Genomic DNA, 26,186 nt, shown 5'->3' with positions numbered 1-26,186 from the left:
GATTACTGCGTATTACGTTTTCCTTTTTTTGTAGCAATGACCACCAATCCCAGTGCAATCATTACGAGACCAAGATATACTGCATAACTTGAAGAAACTCCGGATGCTGGTAATTGTGTTTCTGACTTATCATCTGCTTTATTCTCTTTCTCAGTATCAGTCTTATTCACAATATTCTCTACAACCGCTTCTTGTTCAGGCGACAGATTTTCAACGTTATCATCAGGTGTTGGTTTCGTAACGTCCTTATCGATTTCGTTAGGTTGCTCTGTTACTTGTAGTATGAGTGCTTCAATCGCTTTTTGAATTTGCGAAACCGCAGTATCTAGTTCGGCTTGTGTCACTCCAACATTTTTCAAAAGATTCGTACCCTCTTCTACCATGGATACGAGCATGTTCCATGATTTATCCGTATAATCCAATGAATTAAAGGATGCTACTTGCTCGATAATTTCAATTAATGGTTGCTTATCGATCGCTTCTATTGGAACACCATAATTAATTGCGAACGTTCCCAACTCATGGGTCGTCACTACGACCTCCCCCTCATTTACTGTAAAGGGCTCCTCTAAAAGGGTATCATCGGAAAGAACGCGATATACAGATTGAACCGTATCATTTTGAACACTTCTGAACAATTGTTTTTGATTTTTCGAAGGAATTTTAATGGTTACAGTATTCTCTTTAGATACTTCAAAAGCATCAATCGCAATATGGTAAACATCTAAGTCCATCCAAGGATTAAGATTTTCCAATTTTTGTTTCAGTACATCATCACGTTGAGTTTTAAGCTGATGATCTTTACTTAAAAGCGATGATGAACCTTCTACGATAATTCCTGTATTTTCATCTACAACCTGAATCGTCTCATGTTCTTGAATCATCACGACATGGATATTATCCAACACAATATCCTTGTATGATCTAAAGTTTGCATCTTTATCGTTTGCATCTTGAAGGTTTGGGGCTTTTGAAGTGGAATATATTCCAAACCATGATTGTCCACTAGGTGATCCTTCAAGCTCAAACTCATATGTTTGTGGTCCATCAGCATTCAGTGTAGCCGGCAATGCAATTTGCGTTTCATTGCCCGTAAATTCACCATCCCCCACTACAAGAGCATACGTACCTTCTGACCCCGCTTCATAATCAAATTGAATACGATAGCGTGTATTCGCATTAAAACGAAGGTTTTGAGGAATTGTTTGGTATACGAGGCGTCGGCGTTGTGTCAGTCCATTTGTTTTTAACGACCAATTTCCTTCGATGACATCATGAATTTCTTTGTTATTCCAGCCGCGTTGTGTATATGGCGCATTTTTTTCTGATAGGTGTGTCCGGTTGTCCTCAACGCCTTCAATATTTCCAACTACAAATGGATAAATACCTTGGGCACTTTCCTCAAAATCTTGGAAGAAGACCCCCTCTTCGATAAATGGATTGCCTTCATTTCGTGTAATGCGTACATCATCAAAATAGGTTGCACCATCGCCGGCATCACGAATGAGTTCCAATGTTACCACACTCTTATCATCCGGGGCCGTAAAATATACAGCCATGTTTTGGAAATAACTCGTGTTATCCACAGTCGCCGCATTAGTGTTATGCGCATACGCTTTAACGTAATTTTTCGCAATAGATCGATGAGTGTAGTTTGACTGTATTTGTTCGGTTGTGCTTACACGTAAGCGTGCTGCAGCATCCGAGCGGTTATCCACCCCAACATACGCAATATAGTTTTTTCCCGGTTCAAGATCCAACAACGTTTGAGACACTATTGTTTCATCTTTATTGTCTTGAATGCGAAGCATATCATTGGAAGCCTGTGACTTCACAACCTCCGCTCCCTTTCCTGTTACATTCCATGCATCTAGATTTTGGTGATTAAATCCTGGATCATTAATATGAGCACCTTCACCATAAGTCACATGATGAGGGGCTTGTTTTCCTTGATAGACTGTATATGCCGTATCCGCTTTCGCTTCCAAGGTTACACGTCCATTTTTGACTGGAACTTCCGCAATTTCTTTTTTACCAGTTTCTGTAAGCTCATAGTACATCACAGATGCTACCTTCCAATCATTTGGAAGTTCCCAAGTCGTTTGTCCACCAGTTTTATTGAAATGGTACAATTTCCCTGACTCGAGGGTGTCACCCACCGCATTCCAATTCCATGGTAATAGATATGCATCCCCATCGAGAATTATACGGTCATTTAATTTCATGGTTTTTGAACGGTATAAATCGCGGTTGTTTGTATAATCATTTGACTTTCGTTCAATTACCAACGTATTTTGCGCCGGATCAGTGAGTTCGACCATCATTTCTGGTGTCCATTTAAAATGAGCACCGTCGGGATTAATCATATCTACAGGTGTACCTTCAACCCATCGTGTTACTTCGTAATGTTGAATGAACTTCGTCGGTACATTATTTTCAAAAAGATTAACCATATAGCCATTATAATCATTACGGCCTTGCCATCCTTCAAAGTCTTTCATATTATAACCACCAAGGAGTGGATAATCTGCAGCACCGGAGTATTTCGGATAATCCGCAATCCAAGCATCTCGTTGATGATTGAAAATGAAACGTGCGACATTTGAATTAATTCCCTTTAAGGTATATCCACCGTAGGTTAAGTCAGCTGCCCAATGCTGGAAGGTTGAATCCGGTTCAAATGCATAACCCCATTCGCCACCAAGACGCCAACCTTGATCATTGATTTCTTTCGCCAATTGATGACTCGCCCATGCATTATTATCACCCGACTGACCGTTGCCCCATACGTCTACGTAAACCCAGTCAAGATTATTCTCATCGCCACCAATTGCATTTTTTAAATCTTCGAAACGTCCTCTACGACCATGAGCTAAGTCATAGGCAGCATCGATATTGATTCCTTGATCAATCCAGTTCCAACCATAATTGTAAGTACCATCTTCATTTTTACGCAAACGGTCTTCGGTAAAGTATTTCGATTCGGGATACGTTTCACTAGCATTCACATGAATCCCAATACGAGCACCATAATCGACTGACTCATCCAATAAATATCGAAACTCTTGAATCCCTCCCATACGTTCCCCAATGTCCGCATAGTTTAAGTGACCAGAATCATGACCTTCACTACCATATCCCTTGAGTAGAATTGATTGCCCCAAACCATCCGTATGAAGGTTCACTTTTTTAATGCCATCAAGTGTCATTAAGAATGGATTTTGCGCATGGGAACCAAAATTCATAGCAATACGATAAGCAACAAGATCTTTAACATGTTCTGCTCCCACTGGGCTGTACATAATCTTTCTAAAGGCAATAGCTCCATCTTGCCAGTTTACCTCTTGATCACCATTTAAATCGGGTGTAATCACTACGCTCACTTCCGGTAGTTCTAAGGTGTCTTCATCGTACATCACATCACGATGATAAATCCATGGAGAACTGGAAAGACCCAAGGAATTAAACGATTTATATTCCTTTGCTTGAGCATGAACACGGACAAAATCTCCAGGTCCACCACCTTTTGAATATTGTGAATTACTATGAATTCCTGCCGCAAGTGTATCGTTTGAAACAAATGCATACATAAAATGATGATTATAATTACGAAGTTCCGCATCTACCGGAACCTTTACATCCCCTGATTTGGTTGTATTCGTAGAAATCACCGAACCCATTAAAGTCGCAGTGTTTTGATCTGACTGTACCGAAACGAGGCTATGGTTTGGAATCTCAATTGTGCGTATTATTGCATCATTACTTGATTGATCTTCGTTATGATTTATAATTTCGGTAATTCTAAAACTTAGGGTATTATCGTCTACCACCAGCTGGGATTCAAGCGTCGCATGAATGTTATGCGCTTGATCTTCAACCTTCATCGTATAGAACGCTTTGCTTTCCGAATTTTTTTGATAGCTAACTTCGGGTACAAGTTCATAACCATTAATTTTTAGTGTATTGATGTGTTCAACTTGGCCTTGCATCGTTTCACCGGATGTCATTGTATAATCGAGGACACGCGGAAAACTTTGATCAATACGAACACGCATTGTGGGCGTATTTAGTACATCCTCAATGGTTCCATCCGTTTGCGGTTCTTCCGGACGTATCGGTACAATTCGTTTAACCTTTAATTGGTAAAGATGAACACTCCCCATGCCACGATCTTTAAAGAAGCCAAGAGCACCTGCATCTTTATGAAATGCACTCATCGTCTCTTCAAATACGGGTTTTCCATCTATAAAGAAGGACAAAGTGGTTTCTTCAACACGCATTTTAATAATATGTTTCTCTTCTGTCTTCAATAAGTCACCTTTATGGGTGCTACTCCAATAATTGGATGTTCCGAAATGCTCAGCAAAATATGCACCATCTTCATCCCCCAACACACCATATCCATATGTCGCATCATCTAAAACACGAGCTGCAAGACCAAAGCGTTTTCCTGGTTGGTCCAAACTTATTTCGGCTTCCATCTCATAATTATCCAGTAATGGTGTTTTTCGTAACGTTAAAAGATTTTTCCCTGCAGACTTAAAATCCAACTTTACAGCGTCATCCTCTTTTTGAACATCTACTTTTCCCGTTGGCACATCAAAAAGTGTTTTGACTTCTTCTGCATCAATTTCCGAAAAATCATAAATCAGTTCATAGGGATCATAAACATCCAAAACGGGACGTTCAAATTCCGGTATACTGGGTTCAATATTATCTTGATTGTTTGATTTCATTCGAATTTTAGTCAACTCCGACCCAAAAGTTCCCAATTTAACGGCAATTTGCTCAGACTTTTCCGAAAGTTGTGTTAACACGTGTGCATCCAACATGGTGTCGAAAAGCAGTATGCGCTCTCCATCATCTGTGGTATTCCAAGCAAGCAACTTGTCATCTTTTAAACTAATCTCGAGCGTGTTTACGCTATTGACTTGCGGACCTGCAATACGCTTTGATGTCATCCATGAGCCCTTCCCGTCGACTTTATATTCCCAAAACCATCCCTCTCGGTCGTAACCGATAGAAACAAAGTTTTCTAAATCAGTATAGAAAAGCATGATGTTGAAACGTGTTTGAGAATTTGATGTTAGCGGTATAAAATCAAACACAACGTTTGCTTCTTTCCCTTTAGAAATCCACTGCCCGGATGGTTGAAATACGGCCGCATTCAGTCCATTATCATTAGACTGCGTCGATTCCAATTGGTCATACCGTACATCTTTATGAATGACTTCCTTCACGATCCCCTTTCTCTCTGATACTGAAATCCATGCTTCGCCTTCATCTGCGAAAACTTGCATTGGATTTCGTGTTAATGAAGTAATCATTAGCATAAATACAAGAAATATGTTCAATAATTTTTTCATTGCGCCTCCCTTTATTATCGATAATCGATAACCTAATGTGATTATAACACCCCACACGATGTAAGCGCTTTAAGGATATTAAGGTATCCTATTAGAATGTTGTGGTTCTACAAATAGCCAAACATTTTAACGTGAATCATAAAAAAGACCGTTTGATGTATATCAGACGGTCTTAAATATTTTATTTATAGGCACATACAGTTACAACTTCATGATTATCTTCTGGATTAAAGGTTTCTCCGTAATCACCGAAGAGTTCTACTCGACTAAAACCTGTTTGCTTGATTTTTTGGATCATCGATTCAGTCTGATACCAATGCACGTCAAACACTTGTAGCTCCTTGGAGATAAGTTTGGTGTTATGCCATAATTCATAGGTTAAAAATTGACGTGTTGTTTGTGTTTGCCAGTTTATATCCTCGTGATGGTCTTCCAAAAATAAGGTATGATCCTTATCCGGATATACCGTCGAACGATGATGACTGCCTGGAACAAAACCGTGTGGATAGATTAAATCAAAGATTAACATTCCCTCAGGTTCAAGATGGTCATAAAAATTTTCTAAAACAGCATCAATCTTTGAAAACAAACAGAATGTACCCGTAGGAACCATAATGACATCATAGAGACCATGATTGACCATATCACATACATCTCCCAATTCGACCTTACTCATAACATCGTGTTGTATGCAGTTTTGTTTACACAGTTCAACCATCTCAGGCGAAACATCGATACCTTGAATGGGTAGTCCTTTTTCAAGATAAGGAATAAGCAAACGACCGGTCCCAGCACCGGCCTCTAAGATTGAACCGGCTTGTTTAATTTTTTTGTAATAGAACTCTAAATCGCCACCCAATGAAACACCCACTGGTTTTGATACATCATAATACATTGCACTTAATTTTGGATATATTTTCATAACCTTACCTCCTCATTGACTTTTTTAAATAATTTGTTTTAGATTTATATCGATTTCATTCGCTTCACTCGGATTATTTTCTTTTATTTTTTCAACAATATTAATACAGTGATCGCCTAAGCGTTCCATAGATGCAAGGATATCCACATACAAACTGCTTGCGACAGGATCTTCACAAATACCATCGGAAATTCTTTGGAAATGACGTTCGCGATACTTTTCATCAATTAAGTCTAAATAATCTTCATCTTGAACCAGTTTATCATAACCGTGAAGCGAATCCGACTTAAGCATCTTAAAACATCTCTGAATCATGTTTAGTACCAATTGATACATCGTTTCGAGATCTAACAAGGCATCTTCGGAAAATGCACCTCGATTTTCAAAAATACGTTCATAAAATTCCACAAGGTTTGTGGTAACATCCCCCATACGTTCAATATTTTTTACAATATCAACTCTGGTGGAATATTGTTCTGCCATACGGCCTTCCATTTGTGTTTCCTTTGCGATGGCAAGAAGGTAGCGCGTTAAATTGTAATCCAACTCATTAACCATTTCTTCTAATTGACAGACGACGTCATAGTCTTCCTCATCGCGCGTTTTTAAATAATCATGGGTCGTTTCAAATGCCTCAACGACGAGGTCTGCCATCTGCATTGTTTGCTTCTGTGCAAGTTGGAAAGCACCATCGGGATAGTTTTTGATTAACTCATAATCCAAAGATTCAATTTTCTCACGTTCTTTAATGCGATCTTCACCCGGTATTAAAATCTTCAAGAGACGAATACATACTGGAATAAACGGAATAATCCCAACCACCCAAATTAAGTTAAAGACAAAGTGATTAATTCCTACCGCCATTTCGGGTGAACCACCCATTTTTTGATTAATAAATAAAATAAAATTTGAATATGGATGGATAAAGAGCATCGTAATTAAGGCTCCAAGTATATTGTAAAGGGCGTGGAACCAACCTGCTCGTTTTGTCGATACCGATCCTCCAGCTGAAGCAAGGATGGCCGTTAACGTCGTTCCCACATTAGACCCAAAAACAAATGCGGATGCCGCAACCATCGACATACCACCATTCGCATATATTTTTTGTACCAAGGCAATAACGGCCATTGATGAATTAATAACTGCGGTTCCTACAGTTCCAGCTAATAATGCAAGCCAAGGATTGTCTGACATTTTAACTAAAAATGCTTCAAATTGTGGAACATCTTGCAAGATGATCAATTGATCACTCATCAGCTCTAAACCTACAAATGTAATACCCAAACCAAATAAAATTTGGCCGATATTTTTGTATCGTTTTTTCATCAATAAAAGAAGTGCTCCAAAAAAGACAAAATAGTAACCCAATGCCTCAATATTTAAACCAATCATTAAAGCCGTTACTGTTGTCCCAAGATTGGCACCAACCGAAATTCCAATGGCAGCCTCAAGACTCATTAAACCAGCACGTACCAAGCTGATTGAAATCACCGTCGCAGCCGTACTTGATTGCATCAGTGCAGTAATTACTGTACCTACTAAAATAGCCGATAATAAATTACCCGTATATCGTTCGATATAGTCTCTAATTTTTGAACCAGCAGCATCTTTAAAACCATCTCCCAATAGTTTAATCCCCAACAAAAACATTCCAAAGCCACCTAATATTACATTAAATGCAATATCAGAAAGTTGTGCAGCTTCATTTGCTAGTAGCATCCTGTACCTCCGTTGATTTTTCTCACATAGTTTCTTACCTTAATCGTACCACTCTGTAAGGCTCTTAATGTGATATTTTGTTAACAAATCAATGGATAATCCTTGGGATTGCACGACAAGTAATTTTTAGATTTTACTGCACCTATAATTATTATCTTTATTTAATAACACCTTATACGGCTGAATGATTTCTTTGCTTTACCAATTCTAACTCAAGAATTCAGTATTAAGAAACGCCGATTTTTTTATAGTCTTAACCATTTCTCAATAATTGGAACTGTTTTTCTCAGCCTGTTATCAAACAAAATTTATCTAATGTCTGTGCGCGAATCCTTGAACGATACAGATATAATATTTGTGAACTTCATCTCTTATATTCTTCTGTCCAAACAAAAAAAGCCTATTCAAATTCATAGATTGAAGATCTTTTTACACGTTCTAATTTGCAGTGAAATAGTTAAGCTTTAAGTATTTTAAATATGATATTCTTGCGAAATCAAATCCATTTTATGTAATATATGTAGATATCGCATATAATAGATAAGAGTGGGAAACTGAGCACTCTTCATGGAGGTTAACTATGTGTACGAATATAACTTTAAAAAGTACTGAGAATCAATTTTTAATGGCTCGAACAATGGACTTTTCGTTTGAACTCACTCCTGAAATGATCCTCATTCCACGTAATTATCCCCTTCATTTTACATTTCACGACACCCAGCCAAAAAATCACTTTGCATACCTTGGACTTGCGAAACATATTGGTACGTATGCTTTGGCCGATGGTGTTAATGAACACGGACTCGCCGCAGCTGCCCTTTATTTTGAAGGCTATGCTGAGTACGAACACAAAGAATATAACAATCTCTCCTTAGCCCCACACGAAGTCGTAATGTGGGCTCTTGCCCATTGTAAAAACATTGATGATGTAAGAACGATGTTTAAAGAACATCCTGTAACACATCATGTTATTGAATTCTTGGGTATTGTCCCACCGCTTCACTGGGTTTTCCAAGATGCAGCAGGCGACTCAATTATTGTGGAACCCACGATTCGAGGAATTGAAATCCACGAAAATAAAATTGGTGTTCTTACAAACAGTCCTGACTATACCTGGCATCTAACCAATGTTCGTAATTATATTGGGTTAGATCCGGTACAAGTAGAACCGCGTGTATTGTATGGTCAAATATTTAAACCATTTGGTCAAGGAAGCGGTACTTTTGGGATTCCTGGCGACCTTACCCCACCATCACGTTTTATTAAAACGCTTTATACCAAACTTAGTACACAAAAAGCATCTTCTGAGAAAGAACTCGTAATTGCAGCGAGTCATATCTTAAACGGTGTCGATATCGCAAAAGGAAGTGTTATTACACAACGTAAAACCATAGACTACACCCAATACACTGCTTTTATGGTCACATCGACCCAGTCATACTATTACAATACTTACGATGACTTTACAACACATGCTTTTTGCATTCATGATTTTGAACTAAACGAAAGTGAAATCATTAAATTATAAAAGGAGAAAATATGGGAACATTCTTTAAACTCAATTGGCTTGTTTTTGTAGTTACAATTGGGATTCTATTGGCAGGATATTATGCTGAAAAGACTAAACATTTGGTAAGCCGCCAACTCGGAATTGAAATGAAAAGTTTTTATGGTTTAATAGGATTGATAGGTATCGCAATTGCTGCATTTAACTATATTGCAATTGTAGTCTTCGGTTCATGGCAAACAATGATCTTTGCCACAGTACTTCTTGTGATCATTGGGTACGGAATTTTATACTTTTTAAGACATCGTAATAAAAATTAGAAAAGAGGCTTAATATGAAATCATCTTATTTCGACGGTTCGATTTGGTCGTATATTAAATTACAAATCGTAAATATTATTATTGCACTATTTACACTTGGCTTGGGTACACCTTGGATACTGGTCCGAACATATCGTTGGGAATCTAAACACGCAGTTATTAATGGACAACGATACCGCTTTAACGGTGACGCTGTAAACTTGTTTGGTCACTGGGTTATTTGGTGGATTTTAACGCTTGTTACTTTTGGGATATATGGAATTGTAGTACGTGTTAAACTCATCTCTTGGCGTATTGAAAATACAGAACTATTGGGTGAGTAGGGAACTTTTTCTACCGAAAGATACTTTTTTACTCAAATCCAATTCTCATAATCGAATTCTAATACACTTCCTCTATTATTCTAGGGAGTGTTTTTATTTGTTATGGTTCTAGTATTTCTATCAAAATACTTACTAAACTTATTGGTACCAGTGATTTGTACACGATAATTAAAAATCATCATAAAATTGTTAGCTACTAGCAGACTTGCTACATATATTAATAAAAAAACTGCAATATGGGAACCAAATGAGTTCACCAATTACAGTTTTTTAGTTTATGGGAAGTTCTATCTTCGTCACAAAGATGCTTTCTACATGCTCTGTAGTAAAGTGCCCTTTGTGCGAATCTACAATTTTACGACACGAAAGCAAACCAAATCCAGATGCTTCATCAGTAATTTGATCGTTTCGTTTTAGATTTTTAATTTCAAGATGACACCAAGCATCACGAATTATAAAGTTAAAACAAATTTCAGAGTGAGGTGCTGCGTATTTAAGAACATTAGAAATAATATTTTCAAAAAGACGATCCATGTAATAAAGGTTTAAATTCATATAACGATCCACTTCAGTGAGTTCACGGTGAATTACAACATCAAAACCATTCAGTTCAAGATCTGCTGCCAGTCGTTCGATAACTCCTTCCATAAAATCTTGTACGTGCAAACGTTCTAACGGTAATTCGCTTGCTTCATTCAGAGATAATGTAGAGAAGAGTGAAAACAATTCATCAGAAATTGTTTTCATTTGTAATGCTTTTTGTTCACACCGACTTGCTAGTAACTCAATATCTTCTGAATTTGATTCTAACTTGATTAGTGTAATATAACCAATTAATGACGTGAGCGGCGTTCTTAAATCATGCGCGAGACTCGTAACAAGTTCCTTTAGTGCGTTTTCAGAGATCACTAATTCTTTATTTTTCTGAGATAGTTCGGTAATCAGTGCATTTATTTCTGCACTGAGTCGGCCTAATTCGTCATTACCTTTATCGCTAATATAACTATTGGGTGTCCCAGCACCAATAATCTCGATTTCATTTGTAAGTTGCTGGACACGCTTGGTGATATTACGAATTCCATAGTAGAATAACACTAGAAAAGTTCCCGAAGCAAGAGTTAGTCCAAGATATGTTGCATAATTTTCAACCTCTGCACGGACGGAATACAACATATCAATGTAGTAATATTTTCCACCCATATAAAGCATCGTTGATTCAAGTGATGTATTTCCTACAATTTCCAATTCTTTACTTACAAATAAATAATCATTAGTATAGAGTATGTTATTATTATCAACATCAACAACGTAAATAATCATGTATTTATGATTTTCGAGCCATAACTCTAAATCTTCAATATTCATCGCCGTGATATTGTTGTCAATAATATAGTGTTGTAAATCTTGTTTATCTCGCAACATCCGATTATGGATACGCTCTTCACCTTTAACATAGTTTGCTATGGATTCAATGGAAACAGATTTGGTTACAACAAATACCAATAGCGAAGCAAAAATTGAACCTAAAGTGATAAGAAATATTTTGAGTCCTAATGTTAGGGAACGCTTCGTAGATTTAATCAATTTTATATCCTCTTCCCCATATATTTTTAATAATTTTCGGATTTTCAGGACATGTTTCAATTTTTTTTCGGAGATTTCGAATGTGAACCATTACCGTATTTGCTGATGAATATAAATACTCATCTTGCCACACATTTTCGTAAATGCTCTGAATTGAAAAGATTTTACCTCGGTTCGTTGCAAGCAGCGATAAGATGCGAAATTCTCTTTCGGTAAGGTCTAGAAGCAATCCATCCTTTAATGTAATCCCTTTTTCAAGATCAATCTTAATTGAGTCTATCGTATTAATTTTTTTCGAATCAACCGGTTGCTCTGTTGCACGATCATATTGAATATAACGACGTAATAACGATTTAACCCGGAGGCTTAGCTCAGAAAAAGAAAACGGCTTGCTTAGATAATCATCTCCGCCTACAGAAAAGCCAACAAATTTATCTTGTTCGGTTGCCTTCGCCGAAACGAAAAGTATGGGAACGTTATACTTATTTCGTATCGTTTCACTGACTTCGAATCCTGTTAAATCCGGCATCATTACATCTAGAATCACCAATTTAATCTGCTCATTAAGTAACTGCAAGGCATGATGGCCATCTGAGGCAACTATAACTTCATATCCGTCAATTTCTAAATAACGTTTCATCAAATCACGAATCTCTTTGTCATCATCAACCACAAGTATCTTTTTCATAAGCGCCTCCTTTTCCCTTATTATATGTTTGTTTTACTTTACTTTATAGGTTATTTAAGAAATTTTAAGATTTTTCAACGTTATTGGATGCTTGATTTGTTATTTCACCTGTTGAACGAAGGCATCGTAGTCTTTATCCCATTGTAATTTTTGTTCATTCGAATATGTGCTTTGAATTGAATAATTCTGAGATATATATTGAATCAGCCGCTGCGTTACTTTCTCCGCACCTTTTACATTTAGATGATCACCTTTATCATAAGTATCTTCATTCCAATTAATGCCTATGGCTTCAGCTTCCAAGTTTAAATCTAAAAACGGAATATTGTTCGCTTGAGCATAAGATAGAACTGCATTATGTTTTTCATAATTCCAATTTCGTGGAGATGGTACACTGACAAGTAAAAGCTTGATATTCTTTTCTTTGCATAGCGTTACAATTTGATCAAGATAATGTTGATTCAATGTGGGAATATCACGACTGGATAATGTTTCATGCATATAAGGGCCTCCTTCATATGCACTTTCTTTTTGATTATAACGCCAACCCTTTAAGGGATTGCGTTTGATTTCCACACCCCGAGCTTTTTGAAATGAAAGAATTTGTTTCCAATTATCATGATAATTTAGAATAGGAAATATATTCGCGAGTGTATTTGTCATTGATTTGTCAACAAGATTCGCGAGGCCTCCTATGTTCGTAAAGACTTGGTTTGTTTCTAAAACGATGAGTTTTGGTTTTTGTTTTTGTAGAATATGGCTGATGGTTTTATGACCATCAGCTAAGTTTTGGGAGGCAACTCCAATATTATAGGATTGCACCCCTAATTTTTCCCAAAATCTCATCGGCATGAAACTGGTATAAGATTCGCTATCCCCAGTAAACAACAGATCTAAACTATGATCCTCTTCTGCAAAAACACCATTAAAAGCCGTACTATTTCCTTTAGCAAAAGCATCAATTTCATAGGGAGCAAAAAAAGGGGTAATCATTAGTAAGATACCAATAAAACCAAGGGTGAACATGATTGATCTAATAATTTTCATAAGTCCTCCTAAAAATTTGCATAAATGAGTTCTACAATTGCATAACCATATCCATAGGCACCAAAAATCACGAGGAATAACATAGCCCCGTAATAAAATACTGTACGATAGAACCATTTCCAACTTGAAATTTCAGACCGAATATTGATGCCTTTTTCTTTGATAAGCCCGACACCTACCATCATTATTAGGCCAATCAGTACAATTACAAAATCATGAACATCCATGCCTTTATTCAATAAAGATCCATCCGTTAATTGCACAATCTTAAAATCTTTAACTATTTTCAAGCACATAGTTACTGCTTTTGATACCCCATGTGACCGAAATAACATCATCCCAACATTTACAATCAGCATGGTGCGCAACCATTTTAATCCGTTCATAGCTTTACTATTACGATTAATTTTAGTTTTAATGAAGAATTTCGAAATCATGGGCTCGAGTAACATTCCAAACGAAATGATGAGAAAATAATACACACCATATGCAAGGTATTGCCATTGTGCCCCGTGCCATAACCCATTACATATCCATACAGCAAGCAATGCCCCTAAAGTTGGAATGAGACGACTGACTTGTTTTCCAATCCGTGGTTTTAACCATTTCGTGATGTTTCGATTCATTTTTGATAACGAGATTGGATAAAAGATATAATCTTTGAAAAAGGACCCCAGAGTCATGTGCCAGCGACGCCAAAACTCCGAAGCAGAACGAGATAAGAAGGGTTGATTAAAGTTCTCTGGGAGTTGAACACCAAATATTTCGGCACTCCCAAGAACCAGATCCATTGTCCCCGAAAATTCAGCATACAGTTGCAGCGTATACGCTAAGACTGCGATAAACAAAATCAACCCACCATTGGTATCAATATTTTTAAATACAGAGCCTACAAACGGATCGAGCCGGTCAGCAATAACTATTTTCTTAATTAAACCCCACAACATCCGTTGAAGACCATAGGTTAATGAATGGTAGGTTATCACGTGTCCTTCTGAAAGTTGTGGCACAACATGATCATATCGTGCAATTGGTCCTTCAATAATCGTTGGAAAGAACGATAAGTATAACAGTATCTTGAAAGGGTTGCGCTCTGCTTTTATTTTCCCAAACTTCACATCTGCCAAGTAACTAATGGCTTGGAGTGAAAAAAAGGAAATTCCTATGGGTTGGACAAATTTTTGGTAAGGTATTGTAATTTGAAAGCCTTTAAGAAGTGTATTTAAATTTTCCCCAACAAAGTTGTAGTACTTAAATACCGTGAGTATCCCCAACGGAACAAGTATACCTAGCCAAAGAAAAAGGGTACGATATTTAGGTTTACATTTGGGCAACAAAAGCCCAAATCCATAGGTTGAAGCTGCAATCAAAAGAAGATAAACTATTAATTCAAAACTCAACAATAGATAAAAAACAATACTACCCGCAAGCATGAATAAATAGCGATATTTCTTTTTAATCAATTGATAACCAACCATCATAATAGGGAGGAAAAGAAAGAGATAGATATAATTGTGATAAGCCATCAGTTCTCTCCGCTGAGTCGATTTACCATTTCCCACATATTTTTTAACGTGTTAAAATTACTTGGTTTAATTTCATCGAATGGAATTTCTACATCAAAATGATCTTCAATTTCCGCAACCAATGTAAGAATCGAGAACGAATCCAAGATCCGTTTATCCACCAATTGCTCTTCTACTTCGTAATTTACATTAGGTTTAATATCTTCTAATATTTCTAATAATTTGTTCATTATTTTTGCTCCTTTATTGAGTTTAAAAAATCAATTTGGACGGATTCTCTAACAATTTCCAGTCCAGTTTCATTACGATAAAAACATACTTGCGGTAGATCTCTACTTAGGAAGAGACTGATACCTTCTGTAATACTGTAGGCTCCAACATTCATAAAAGCCAAGACATCTTCTTGCTCTAAGGTTGTTTCAAAATCTTTTACCAAAACATCTGAAACTGTGCACAATGCCCCACATAGATGCCATGATTGAGTCGCTTTATGTTTCGGATTGACCGCGATGCGATTAATAATTGGTTGTTTCATCCCTAAAAACTGTCCGTAATAATTCATATGGTGAATTCCACCATCAAGAATTGCATAGTTTTTTGTGTCATTATGTTTGATATCTACAACCTTGGTGAGATAAACACCACAGGAAGCGACCAAGATTCGTCCCATTTCCAAAACGATTTCCCCTTGAAAATTGAGGTCATCCAATGCTGTACCGAAGGTTTCTATTGATACTTCTGTTTTATCCGCTTCGAAATAGCGAACTCCTAATCCCGGACCAAATTCAAGACAAGGCAAACTAACCTCATAACGTTTTCGAAGTATTTCTATGTATGCTTTAAGTTCTTCAAGTTCCTTTTTAATCTTACAGATTTTATGTTTTTGTGTTCCTGAATATAACTGAATACCATGCCAGTGTAAAAATGGATAATCATTTTTGTTTTTTAAGATTTGTTCAAGCGTTTTAAGATCAACACCGAACTGATTGCCACTAGTCAAGCGAATGAGAACCTTAATTGTTTTTCGATATCGCCTCGATAATTCATCTAATATCTCTAAATGCCTCAACGATTCGATTGTATAAATGGGCTGTTCATCCATTTTGATGATAGACTCTAAATCGTTAGGGTCCTTATAGACTCCCGAAAGAATAATTTTTCGATTTGGTATTTTTTGTCTTTGACAAATACGATATTCCCCTGGTGAGCAGACCTCAAAGGAATCCACAAAGTCTGACATGATCCCTACTAGAAAAGGATTTGCTTTCATGGCATAACACAGTTGTATAGGTCCAGGCAATGCATTTTTTACTGCCTTAATATGTTGTTCGAGTTGGTCCAAATCAAAAAGATAACATGGTGTTTGAATCTGAGGGTTTGCGTGATATATTTCGTTTAAGTTCATGATTGAATCCCTACCTCCATTTTTAATAATTGTCGATCAATTTTTCCGTTTTTTGTGAGAGGAATTTGGTGTACTTGAATGAAGGTATTGGGAATCATATACTGGGGTAGTTTCGTTTCCAAATATGAAATTAATGCCTTTACATCAACATCACCATGATAAATTCCATATATTTTATATTTCTTTTCATGATACACACAACAAGCACGTGATACAGATGGATGCTCCTCAATTTTTTGTTCAATTTCTTCAAGTTCAATGCGATGACCCATATGTTTAATCTGAAAATCTTTTCTTCCTTTAATACATAATGCTCCACTTTCGTTGTAGTATCCTAAATCCCCTGTGCGGTAAATTATGTCGCGATAATATGGATTTCCCGGATTTTGAATAAATGCTTTTGCAGTTTGTTCTTGATTATTATAGTAACCGAGAGCCAAACTAGGACCACCAACACAGATTTCTCCCATCAAACCGGGTGCCATCACTACTTGGTCATTTTCATCTAACAAAAAGACATAATCATCATAGAAGGGCTGACCGATTGGTAACTCTTTTTCATAATCACAGTCTCGTTCTAGAATATAGTAAGTACAATTACAAGTGATTTCAGTAGGACCGTATAAATTCACAAATTCTGCTTGAGGACATGCTTTGCGCCATTGTTTTAAATGTTTAATTGGCATCCGTTCTCCACTAAACATTATTTGCCTCAAGGTTGTTGGCACACGATACGATAACCCTTTTAATTGACTCACAAGACATAATGCGGACACAGCCCATGTCAACACGGTTGCACCAGAGTCACAAATGTAATCAAGTAGGGTAACAGGATTTGAAAAATACTTTTTCGGTATCAACAATAACGTTGCCCCCGTCATCATCGCACTATAGATATCCTTTACGGATACATCGAAATCAAAAGGTGCTTGATTTGCAATTACATCTTTTGTAGAAAAATTAAATTTATCAGTAAAATCTTTAATAAAGCGGATAACCGATTGGTGCGAGACTACAACACCTTTCGGTGTTCCGGTTGATCCAGAAGTAAATAAGATATAGAGTGGATTTGTCGATACATGATGTTGTAATCGTTGTGCTATCCTTGATTCATCGATAGTGGTTAGAAATACTGCGTCTGTATGAATACAGTTAATCCTCGAGTCTATCTGTTGAACACGTTTGCATTGGTCTTCGTCAACAATAATAGAATGACTTTCTAACGTTTTAAGTATTAGACGAATGCGCTCATCTGGCTGCGAAGGATCTACAATGACATAGGGACATCCTGCATATGCTGAACCAAACATCAAACACAATGTTTGAATACTCTTCTCTTTAAAAATAACAATAGGTTCATTCATTTTAAAATATTGAATGAAAAATGAACCTGCCCTTCGGGATTGTTGATACAGATCTTGGTAAGTAATCCATCCCTTTGGTTCAATCACCGCTCTTTTTGTTGGGTATGATGTTGCACTCATTTCAAGACACTTCAATATATGATTCATATCATTACTCCTTTAGTCCGTGCCAATTATAGCACTTCAATTCTTAACACAATCTTAAGAACGGCTTATAGATTCTTAAGCGAAAAAAAAAGACACACCACTCGTGATATGCTTAGATTAATAAGGAGGTCGTATGAAAAATCATGTCATAATTTATCTCGTACCAATTGCTTCGGATGACAATTTAAAATACTGTATTGAAGATTATATTTATCGCAACCATCTTAGTACATCATGGTGCCTTTATCGTACAGAAAATGGCAAGCCCTTAATATTAAAGAATGATTTTTACTACAGTAAGACAATCACTGAAGATTTTATTGCTCATGCATTCAGTCTCATTCCATTAAGCATCGACTTTCAAAAGAGGATTAATAATGACGCTTATCTTCGTGTTGCGCAGCGATTCTATCATCCTGATGAATTAACATTTGTTGTAAAGGCTGGGATTGATGGTTTTTATAAGACATGGTGCGCTAAAGAATGTTATATCAAATATTATGATTTGCGCATCGAGCAAGATTTTCCGCATTTTTCATCCCTTCCGCTTCTTAATAACACCACGAAGCATTTACACTATATTCCTCTTGAACTTAACTTCAATATATATGGAGGACTACTCACTAGCGAACCCGTAACTTATGAATTTATAACATTCCATAAAGACCACTAAACAACAGTCGTTAGACGTCATTCTATCTTTTACGCTACAAGTTCTGTGTACACATCTTACAAGGCGTAGTGAATTAAATAATCACGATATACCAATCCTTTGACAACCCGAAACACGATTTGTAAGTAAATTTTAAAAGACAAAGTGATGTTTTATATATAGGATTCGAGATGTGCGGATTGAATTATTATTATATATTGGATTATCCGTTCAAAAAACGCATAAACCGGTTCACTTGATGAAATATGTGTTAAGATACATGTATTCGATAAGAAAGGAACTATTATGAAAAAACTAAAATTAGCTTTAATTGGGCCTGGATTTCTAAATGATATCGTCGCTCAAGCTTGGGTTGATGGCTACCTCCCAGAATATGAACTCGTTGGTGTCCTCGGACGTAATGCAATGCGTACGGAGGCTTTTGCAAATCACTATGGTTGCAAAGCGTGTTCAACGATTGAAGAATTAATGGCTTTAGAGCCTGATTACACTGCTGAAGCAGCTTCCGTTAAGTCAGTTATAGATTATACAGAAACAGTTCTTAGAGCAGGCTCAAACCTTGTTGTACTCTCTATTGGTGCTTTTGCAGATGCTTCCTTCTATAACCACATTCAAAGTGTCGCTCGTGAAACAGAAAGAAAAGTTCATATTGCAAGTGGAGCCGTCGGAGGATTTGATATCTTACGTACCGCTACTCTTATGAGTCCTGTAAACGTAAAAATGACTGGTATGAAGTCTCCACGCGCACTTGTACATACTTCACTAAATCGTGAAGGATTAATTGATATTCAAGAACCTGTAGAAGTTTTCTCAGGAACAACCAAAGAAGCAATCGCTGCTTTACCAACACATGTTAATGTATCAGTAGCAATTGCTCTAGCAAGTGCAGGTCCAGAAGACACTACACTCAAGATTAACGCAATTCCTGGCTATGTGGGTGATGAACACCGCATCATGCTTGAAGGTGATGAAATTAAAACTGATTTAAAAATCTACAGTCGCACCAGTCGTGTTGCAGGATGGAGTATTGTTGCTGTATTACAAAACGTTGTTGCACCAATTGTTTTTTAAACATTCCCTTCAACCGCAATTATAATCAATAATTTTAAAAAAACTCGATAATCATCGAGTTTTTATTTTCGTGTACGAAGAATGTCCTTAATCTTTATTTTGTTTCCATAATTTAATGATCCAAAACGATAAATATAAACTGAAATACGAGCGATAATATATGTGGAGAACAGCATGATTGCCATTGAAATTAAGATTTCAATGATGCTTACTGACGTTAACATATATCGAATCGGCATCGTGAAGAGGGAAACAAAAGGAACATACGAACTAATAATTGTTAATTGACTATCCGGTACACGTAAACTTGTCGAAGCAATGAAGAATGCGACAACAAATAGTAATGTAATCGGTGTAATTGCTGAACTAACATCTTCGACTTTTGAAATCAAGGACCCTAATGCTGCAAAGATGTAAAGATAGAGAATATATCCAGCAATCGAGAATACTAAATAAACAAGTGCGGTCGATAGCGTTAATGATCCTTGGACCATCATCAAGATATCTGGACTATAATTGACTTTATTAATCATAAAGCCTATGAATGTAGCGAGTAGAATAGCACCTACCTGTAAAATTCCTACCATCCCCATCGCGAAGACTTTTCCTAAAATTAATATCTTAGGATCCGTACTTGTAATAAGCAATTCCATTGTACGGCTATCCTTTTCACGAGCGACTGATGTAGCGACTGATTGTCCAAAGAAGAGAATCAGCATATACATTGCGAAAAGGATTACATAAGCTACAAAAAATCCTTGTGATGAATCTTTTCCAATCGTTTCGACATCTGAATTTATGGTGACTTGCATAGCTTCATTCGCTTGTTCAATATCAATATTTTTAGCTTTAAAATTTTGTTCAATTGCAATTTGACGAAGCGCATCTTCAATCATACCGCTATCAAAACCAAACATGTCTTGATCAATCGTAAGAATTTTGTAGGATGTTGCATTATGGATTATATAACCTTTTTTTATCTCTTTATCCACAACGGCTTGTTTGAGTGCATCTTCACTTTCAAACTGATTCAGTTTTTCTTGTCCCAAAAGCGTCGCTAATTGATTCGAATTGATGGTTTCATCTTCAATAATATACCCTTGATCATTGTTTACTACTTCACCTGCAATTGGCACAGTTTCTGATTCGTTTTTATCTGGAAATAGTTTCTGTATGGAAGGAATGGAAGTCATTACAATCATAGTGATACAAATAACCAGTGTTGTTGCTTTGACACTTCGCTTACGAAGCATCTCTAGAAGTTCAAATTTAAATACCGTTTTAAATTTACTCATTATGATCCCCCACTTTCCCTACAAAAATATCTTGGAGACTTGGTTCATAGTCAGATAATAACTTAACGTCAATATCCGATTCTACAATGGAGCGCATCCATTCTTTTTTACTCATAGATTCTGGTAGTTGAACAATCACTGATTTGTCGTCTAGGTCAACACGAATATCTTTCTGCGCCAAAATATTCATGAGGTCTTTATGCGTATAATTATGCGCAGCAATCTGAATTTTGTCTTTCCCTAATTCTTTTTTAATTTCTTTAAGGGAACCGTTAAGAACGATTGTTCCTTGATTAATAATTGCGATATCATCGCAAAATGTTTCAACATAACTCATTTGATGGCTGGAGAAGATGATTATTTTATCTTCAGCGATAAATTCAGTTAATGCATCTTGAAAAACTTGGGAATTAACGGGATCTAATCCACTAAAGGGTTCATCTAAAATTAAGATGTCCGGATTATTAAGGAATGCTTGCGTAATTTGTACTTTTTGTTGGTTCCCTTTCGAAAGGGTTTCTAATTTGCGGTCCAGATAATCTTCAATTTTAAATCGCTTTGCCCAATGCTTAACAGAGGTAAGTGCTTCATCTTTTGTTGCACCCCGAAGCATTGAAAAATAAACTAATTGGTCAATTACGCGTGTCTTTGAATACATACCTCTTTCTTCTGGAAGATATCCAATACGATAATCTTCAGGTTTAAATGGTTTCCCATCGATAGTAATCGTGCCTGAGTTTGCTTTGAATACATCCATTAAGATTCGGATTGATGTTGTTTTTCCAGCACCATTTCGACCAAGATATCCAAAAATTTGTCCACTATTCACCTCAAAGGATATATCCTTGAGAACGTGATGCGTATCGAAATATTTATTAATTTGATTAAATTTTAATTTCATAGCTTTCTCCTTCAATAACTGTCTCTAGATTAACACGATAATTTAGGAAATAACCAAGATCTTGCTAATTAACCAAAATTCGGACCTAAATGACATAAACAAAAAAATAATTAATCCTTTGAAATTCGAAAAACATTTCAAAAAAACCACGATTATTAAAATCGTGGTTCAAACCTTTAGTCTTTTTTAGTTTTTGGAATTAAGATAAATCCGAGACCCATTAAGGCAAGACTTAACCATAATCCGGATTGATTATCGCTAACACCTGCTTGAGGAAGATTTTCAGAATTATTTCCATTTGAGCCCGGTTTATTAGGTTCTGTAGGTTTTACAGGTTTTTCCGGTTTCGTTGGATCAACTGGCTTGCTTGGTTCATCGGGTTTCGTTGGACCAACAGGTTTCGTTTCTTTTTCCCATTGTGCATATAAATCAACATTTGCTATCATTGTTAATTTTTCATCCACTAACACATTTTTTCCTGTTCCGTCTGCTGCAGTATTCCACCCAATAAACTTGAATCCATCTTTAATCATCGATTCGGCAGATTTTACAGTAGCATCCGTATTTTTTAAGTATTGCGTTGTATCCGTAGGAACAATACCTGCTGTATTCCCGTTTCCATGGTAGGTTACGGTATATTCTTCAACAACAGGAATGATAATTTCTTCCCATTTTGCATATAAATCAATATTTGCTGTCATACTTATGATTGTATCGATGGCGATATCTTGTCCATTTCCATCAGCTGCACTATTCCAACCAACAAACTTGAATCCATCTTTAATCATCGTTCCTGCATCTAAAATTGTTGCGGAATCATTAGTATCATAAAGTTTATTATCGGTTGGGACAACACCGCCTGTATGTCCATTTCCATGATAGGTTACAGTAAATTCGTCAGCAACGCGCCATACTGCATAAAGTGTTACATTTTGTTCTCCAACTTGAATCGGTGTATGACCATTGAGTGGGAAGTCAGGTTGCGTTGCACCTTGTGTTGTTGACCATCCTGCAAATTTATAGCCAGGACGAGTAGGATGTAATCCATCTTCTGTTTGTTCTTCTTTCGAACTATCGGCTGAAAGGATATCATAATAATTATGAATTTCAGAAGACGCATCTTTTTCATAATATGCTTCCCCTTCATAGTCAGCCATATCCACAAGGTCAAATAATCCACCATTGGCATCGTATTGAATCCATAATAACTCAACAGCACCAATATCTTTTAGTCGTTTTTTACCACGTTGGTCATAATTTCCAAGGGCCTTCGTGTGTGTATATGTATCATCAGCATTTCCTTGAGGTTTAATTGGCAATGTCGGAATAATTTCATCTTCCATACCTGCAATAATATCGGATTGATCAATGCTTAAATGAGGATTTGTGATTCCAAATACATCACGTTTTGCTTGTGCTGCATCTGCAGCAGTACCTTGGTCTGCTTTCAAGATATTATTTCCTTGAGCATTCGTTACAAAACCTGAAATATCTTTTCCACCGCTATTTTCATTAATAACGCCATCCTCGTAAACTTTATTGCCTAGATACAAGGATCCATTTGTATTTACCGCTGCAGTTGCGAACCATCCGGCACCACTCCGTCCGATTGCACCACCTGATTGTTTCCCAGAGGTATCTTCATTACCGGATTCATTATCCACAAAGGTTGTTCCGGAAATATAATTATCCATTTGGGATGAACCACCATTTTTAAAGTACTGGATTGCGCCACCAGAAACATGACCGCCATTCACTCCGTAAGCTTTATTACCATAGAAGGTGCTGTTAGTGATGTTGGTTGTAAGTCCTGGATTACCAGACCCTTGGAACATGATTGCTCCACCGTCATCTTTCGCAATGTTTCCTTCAAATGTTGTTTGGTCAATGGAAACGGATGCGCCATCACGACCATCAATGATATAAATAGCACCGCCATCATAGGTTGGTGCATTTCCACTACCACCTGCTTGATTTTCTTTAAAGTATGATTGATTAATCGATAAGTTTCCTCTGAAATAGTGCAACGACATGGCACCGCCGCCACCACCGAAGATACCGCTATTTACAGATTGATTTTTATTGTTTTTGAAACTTGTATTATCAATTGTTATATTTCCTGTGAAATTTTTTGATGCAATAGCCCCTGTTTCATACCCTGCACCTGTTCCGGTATTATTTGCGATTGTACTATGTTTAATACCAATATTACCTGCTACACCCAAACCAATGGCGGAAGCCCCATTTACACCCGTATTTCCTGTGATTTCGGTATCAATAATTTCGGTATAAGATGATCCCGATTCAATAATGATTGGTGTTACGTTGTTATCGTAAAATTTACTGTTTGCGATAATTGTCTCTCCGGCGCTTCGATTAATGTTTAGAAGCACGTTGTTATTACCAACACCATTCATGTTTAAGTTGACAATAGTAAATTTCTTTGTACTTGCACCTTCAATTTTAATTTTTGATAGCGTCCACTCCACATTACTTGCATCCAACGTTACATCAGCATTTGGTGCTTGGAGTGTTACATCTCCTACTACAAATCCTGGAGCGAGTTTTATGATGTCACCATCTAAAGCTGCACTTAATGCACTTGTAAGTTCCGTGATGTCATTTACCGTAGTAATACCATAAGCTGATGGTGCTACCATAGCACGCGCTTCTTTTTTAGGTTTCTCTACTGGTTCTTTAGTTTCCGTATCCTCTACGACATTCTCTGTCTCGGAATCAGTAACGTGCTCAGTCTCACCTTCATTTTCCTCTATAATTTCAGATTCAGTTTCATCGTTTTCTTCCTCTTGAGTCGCGATGTGTTCTGTATCCTCTAGATTGGTTTCATTAATTTCGGTTTGTTCTTCTAATTTTGGTAATTCTGTGTCATCATTTGCGAATGCGACTTGCACAGAACTTACTCCTAAAAGAACACTTAATGAAAGCGCTAGTGATTTCTTCATAAGTTGGTTATGTTTTTTCATATGACTACCTCCGTAAGAGAATTATATTTATAATTCATAATAGGAATGGTATTTTGTAACCAATGGCACTATTAATGTTATCAAGTAATTTTCATATTCTTATAAATAAAGTACACACAACCTCAAGAAATAAACACCGTTCTTTTACTTGTTTTTCTCGTTTAAAACCATATGTATAAAAAGATAATATTTAAAATAAAAAAAATAACGTTTTACATTTTTTGCGGATTTAGTATGTATAAAATTTTTACTTGTTATATTCCTTTTTTATTAACAAGCATCGCTCCACTACTACATAGTAATGCAATTACATAATTCGTATTCTGTCATACTTATATCTAGCCTAATTCTTAATTATGTATCCAAATTTCATTTTCGTTCTTATTACTTTTTCGATTCGTGTCATTTTATGTCCAAATCTCATTTTTTTTGGACACATTCAAAATACGATTCTGATTGAAGAAAGCAATGACATTTAAAAAGTGTTGACACAGAATTTATATGCATCAACACTTTGATAATTCTAAATTCTACTCAATTCTTTATGAATCTTTAGATTTAGAGAGGATTATTTCTTAATACTACTTTTTACATTTCGAATGGCATCCATAAATATCAATGCATCCATACTATAGGTAACTGAATCAAAACCTTCTGTAAAGCGTTGTCCTATTTCAGCTATGGAACCTGCATATATAAAACAGAATTTTGAAGCTTTTTTGCACACATTCAGAATATGTGTAATTGCTTCAATTACTTTTGGATTATCAAACTGACCAGGCTTTTTCATAGCTGTTGATAAATCATAGGGTCCAACAAAAATGCCATCAACACCATCCAAATTCACAATCTCTTCAATGTTTTCTAGACATCCAAGTGTTTCACATTGTGGAATAATCATTGTTTCTTCATTACTTGTTTGGAAGAAGTTTTCAAGACCTTTCGCAGCAGTCTCTGTTTGCCAGAAATTACTACCTGCGGTAGGTGCAACCCCACGCTCTCCAAGGGGGAAGTATTTACCATATTGAACTACACGTTTTACCTCCGCAACCGTTTGAATATTAGGAATGATTAAGCCCTTGGCACCAACATCCAATGATTTTAAAATAGATTTTCGAGAGCTATCTGGAACACGAACAAACGGATCGATGTTACTCAATTTGGCTGCTCGTATATAGGTAAGCACTGATTCTGGTTCAAATGGGCCATGTTCGGTATCAATAACAACATAGTCTAACCCTGCGTATCCAAGACACTCAATCGCAGAAGCGCTTCCCAGTTCGTGGAATGTACCAAGTGTCTTTTCACCTTTCCCCATCTTACTTTTTATATTATTTTTCATAC

19 protein-coding genes are annotated in these 26,186 nt (G+C 36.5%); 5 read left to right on the top strand and 14 right to left on the bottom strand.

Translation table 11 applies throughout. From position 1 onward, the window contains the following. Positions 1-2: 2 nt before the first annotated feature. The 3 genes from B096_RS0106660 to B096_RS0106650 form a co-directional block, all read right to left on the bottom strand. Positions 3-5,366: an endo-alpha-N-acetylgalactosaminidase family protein gene (locus B096_RS0106660; RefSeq protein WP_018579968.1), complete on the bottom strand. Its 5,364-nt coding sequence runs from the start codon at positions 5,364-5,366 to the stop codon at positions 3-5. A 181-nt stretch (positions 5,367-5,547) separates the two neighbouring features. Next, on the bottom strand, positions 5,548-6,288 hold the full coding sequence (locus B096_RS0106655; protein ID WP_018579967.1) for a class I SAM-dependent DNA methyltransferase: 741 nt from the start codon (positions 6,286-6,288) through the stop codon (positions 5,548-5,550). 24 nt (positions 6,289-6,312) lie between these two features. After that, positions 6,313-8,007 carry a Na/Pi cotransporter family protein gene (locus B096_RS0106650; protein WP_018579966.1) on the bottom strand — a complete coding sequence of 565 codons (1,695 nt, stop codon included), beginning with the start codon at positions 8,005-8,007 and terminating at the stop codon, positions 6,313-6,315. Positions 8,008-8,587: 580 nt separating this feature from the next. Here B096_RS0106650 and B096_RS0106645 point away from each other — a divergent pair. The 3 genes from B096_RS0106645 to B096_RS0106635 are packed head-to-tail and all read left to right on the top strand — an operon-like array spanning position 8,588 to position 10,157. Further along, entirely contained in the window at positions 8,588-9,535 is a 948-nt protein-coding gene (locus tag B096_RS0106645) for a linear amide C-N hydrolase (RefSeq protein WP_018579965.1), read from the top strand. Positions 9,536-9,546: 11 nt separating this feature from the next. Then, complete coding sequence (locus tag B096_RS0106640) at positions 9,547-9,834, top strand: hypothetical protein (protein ID WP_018579964.1); 288 nt, start codon at positions 9,547-9,549, stop codon at positions 9,832-9,834. Between the two features lie 14 nt (positions 9,835-9,848). Next, positions 9,849-10,157: a DUF898 family protein gene (locus B096_RS0106635; protein ID WP_018579963.1), complete on the top strand. Its 309-nt coding sequence runs from the start codon at positions 9,849-9,851 to the stop codon at positions 10,155-10,157. A gap of 270 nt (positions 10,158-10,427) precedes the next feature. Here the strand turns inward: B096_RS0106635 and B096_RS0106630 are convergent, their stop codons facing one another. The 7 genes from B096_RS0106630 to B096_RS0106600 all read right to left on the bottom strand — a co-directional run bounded on the left by B096_RS0106630 (position 10,428) and on the right by B096_RS0106600 (position 17,918). Continuing rightward, complete coding sequence (locus B096_RS0106630; RefSeq protein WP_018579962.1) at positions 10,428-11,741, bottom strand: sensor histidine kinase; 1,314 nt, start codon at positions 11,739-11,741, stop codon at positions 10,428-10,430. Next, on the bottom strand, positions 11,734-12,429 hold the full coding sequence (locus B096_RS0106625; protein ID WP_018579961.1) for a response regulator transcription factor: 696 nt from the start codon (positions 12,427-12,429) through the stop codon (positions 11,734-11,736). Before B096_RS0106625 ends, B096_RS0106630 begins: the two co-directional genes overlap by 8 nt. 99 nt (positions 12,430-12,528) lie before the next feature. After that, complete coding sequence (locus tag B096_RS0106620; protein WP_018579960.1) at positions 12,529-13,476, bottom strand: SGNH/GDSL hydrolase family protein; 948 nt, start codon at positions 13,474-13,476, stop codon at positions 12,529-12,531. An 8-nt stretch (positions 13,477-13,484) separates the two neighbouring features. Next, positions 13,485-15,002 (bottom strand): MBOAT family O-acyltransferase, encoded by a 1,518-nt coding sequence (locus B096_RS0106615; protein WP_018579959.1) that lies wholly within the window; start codon positions 15,000-15,002, stop codon positions 13,485-13,487. Next, on the bottom strand, positions 15,002-15,232 hold the full coding sequence (locus B096_RS0106610) for a phosphopantetheine-binding protein (protein ID WP_018579958.1): 231 nt from the start codon (positions 15,230-15,232) through the stop codon (positions 15,002-15,004). Before B096_RS0106610 ends, B096_RS0106615 begins: the two co-directional genes overlap by 1 nt. Next, positions 15,232-16,407, bottom strand: a complete 1,176-nt coding sequence (locus B096_RS0106605; protein WP_018579957.1) for an alanine racemase — start codon at positions 16,405-16,407, stop codon at positions 15,232-15,234. The genes B096_RS0106610 and B096_RS0106605 overlap by 1 nt, the downstream gene beginning before the upstream one ends. Next, positions 16,404-17,918 carry an amino acid adenylation domain-containing protein gene (locus B096_RS0106600; protein WP_018579956.1) on the bottom strand — a complete coding sequence of 505 codons (1,515 nt, stop codon included), beginning with the start codon at positions 17,916-17,918 and terminating at the stop codon, positions 16,404-16,406. The genes B096_RS0106605 and B096_RS0106600 overlap by 4 nt, the downstream gene beginning before the upstream one ends. Before the next feature lie 133 nt (positions 17,919-18,051). Here B096_RS0106600 and B096_RS0106595 point away from each other — a divergent pair, with 133 nt between their 5' ends. Both B096_RS0106595 and B096_RS0106590 read left to right on the top strand, forming a co-directional pair. After that, positions 18,052-18,591 (top strand): 4'-phosphopantetheinyl transferase superfamily protein, encoded by a 540-nt coding sequence (locus B096_RS0106595; protein ID WP_018579955.1) that lies wholly within the window; start codon positions 18,052-18,054, stop codon positions 18,589-18,591. Positions 18,592-18,876: 285 nt separating this feature from the next. Beyond that, complete coding sequence (locus B096_RS0106590; protein WP_018579954.1) at positions 18,877-19,662, top strand: aspartate dehydrogenase domain-containing protein; 786 nt, start codon at positions 18,877-18,879, stop codon at positions 19,660-19,662. Positions 19,663-19,724: 62 nt separating this feature from the next. Here the strand turns inward: B096_RS0106590 and B096_RS0106585 are convergent, their stop codons facing one another. The 4 genes from B096_RS0106585 to B096_RS0106570 all read right to left on the bottom strand — a co-directional run bounded on the left by B096_RS0106585 (position 19,725) and on the right by B096_RS0106570 (position 26,184). Then, positions 19,725-20,957 carry an ABC transporter permease gene (locus B096_RS0106585; RefSeq protein WP_018579953.1) on the bottom strand — a complete coding sequence of 411 codons (1,233 nt, stop codon included), beginning with the start codon at positions 20,955-20,957 and terminating at the stop codon, positions 19,725-19,727. Further along, positions 20,950-21,858: an ABC transporter ATP-binding protein gene (locus tag B096_RS0106580; protein WP_018579952.1), complete on the bottom strand. Its 909-nt coding sequence runs from the start codon at positions 21,856-21,858 to the stop codon at positions 20,950-20,952. Before B096_RS0106580 ends, B096_RS0106585 begins: the two co-directional genes overlap by 8 nt. Before the next feature lie 176 nt (positions 21,859-22,034). Then, entirely contained in the window at positions 22,035-24,842 is a 2,808-nt protein-coding gene (locus tag B096_RS0106575; protein WP_018579951.1) for an InlB B-repeat-containing protein, read from the bottom strand. A 568-nt stretch (positions 24,843-25,410) separates the two neighbouring features. Continuing rightward, positions 25,411-26,184, bottom strand: a complete 774-nt coding sequence (locus tag B096_RS0106570) for an HpcH/HpaI aldolase family protein (RefSeq protein ID WP_018579950.1) — start codon at positions 26,182-26,184, stop codon at positions 25,411-25,413. Positions 26,185-26,186 lie beyond the last annotated feature (2 nt).

The sequence above is a fragment of the Erysipelothrix tonsillarum DSM 14972 genome (assembly GCF_000373785.1).
GTDB classification, from domain to species: Bacteria; Bacillota_I; Bacilli_A; order Erysipelotrichales; family Erysipelotrichaceae; genus Erysipelothrix; species Erysipelothrix tonsillarum.
The sequence above is the reverse complement of the archived record's forward strand: the minus strand, read 5'-3'. Positions and strand labels throughout refer to the sequence as shown.

Bases quoted from the DNA above. Each gene is read 5' to 3' on its own strand.
- B096_RS0106650 (WP_018579966.1), bottom strand. From the start codon at position 8,007: ATGCTACTAGCAAATGAAGCTGCACAACTTTCTGATATTGCATTTAAT.
- B096_RS0106600 (WP_018579956.1), bottom strand. From the start codon at position 17,918: ATGAATCATATATTGAAGTGTCTTGAAATGAGTGCAACATCATACCCA.
- B096_RS0106585 (WP_018579953.1), bottom strand. From the start codon at position 20,957: ATGAGTAAATTTAAAACGGTATTTAAATTTGAACTTCTAGAGATGCTT.
- B096_RS0106655 (WP_018579967.1), bottom strand. From the start codon at position 6,288: ATGAAAATATATCCAAAATTAAGTGCAATGTATTATGATGTATCAAAA.
- B096_RS0106610 (WP_018579958.1), bottom strand. From the start codon at position 15,232: ATGAACAAATTATTAGAAATATTAGAAGATATTAAACCTAATGTAAAT.
- B096_RS0106640 (WP_018579964.1), top strand. From the start codon at position 9,547: ATGGGAACATTCTTTAAACTCAATTGGCTTGTTTTTGTAGTTACAATT.
- B096_RS0106590 (WP_018579954.1), top strand. From the start codon at position 18,877: ATGAAAAAACTAAAATTAGCTTTAATTGGGCCTGGATTTCTAAATGAT.
- B096_RS0106615 (WP_018579959.1), bottom strand. From the start codon at position 15,002: ATGGCTTATCACAATTATATCTATCTCTTTCTTTTCCTCCCTATTATG.
- B096_RS0106575 (WP_018579951.1), bottom strand. From the start codon at position 24,842: ATGAAAAAACATAACCAACTTATGAAGAAATCACTAGCGCTTTCATTA.
- B096_RS0106620 (WP_018579960.1), bottom strand. From the start codon at position 13,476: ATGAAAATTATTAGATCAATCATGTTCACCCTTGGTTTTATTGGTATC.
- B096_RS0106635 (WP_018579963.1), top strand. From the start codon at position 9,849: ATGAAATCATCTTATTTCGACGGTTCGATTTGGTCGTATATTAAATTA.
- B096_RS0106580 (WP_018579952.1), bottom strand. From the start codon at position 21,858: ATGAAATTAAAATTTAATCAAATTAATAAATATTTCGATACGCATCAC.
- B096_RS0106570 (WP_018579950.1), bottom strand. From the start codon at position 26,184: ATGAAAAATAATATAAAAAGTAAGATGGGGAAAGGTGAAAAGACACTT.
- B096_RS0106605 (WP_018579957.1), bottom strand. From the start codon at position 16,407: ATGAACTTAAACGAAATATATCACGCAAACCCTCAGATTCAAACACCA.
- B096_RS0106595 (WP_018579955.1), top strand. From the start codon at position 18,052: ATGAAAAATCATGTCATAATTTATCTCGTACCAATTGCTTCGGATGAC.
- B096_RS0106645 (WP_018579965.1), top strand. From the start codon at position 8,588: ATGTGTACGAATATAACTTTAAAAAGTACTGAGAATCAATTTTTAATG.
- B096_RS0106625 (WP_018579961.1), bottom strand. From the start codon at position 12,429: ATGAAAAAGATACTTGTGGTTGATGATGACAAAGAGATTCGTGATTTG.
- B096_RS0106660 (WP_018579968.1), bottom strand. From the start codon at position 5,366: ATGAAAAAATTATTGAACATATTTCTTGTATTTATGCTAATGATTACT.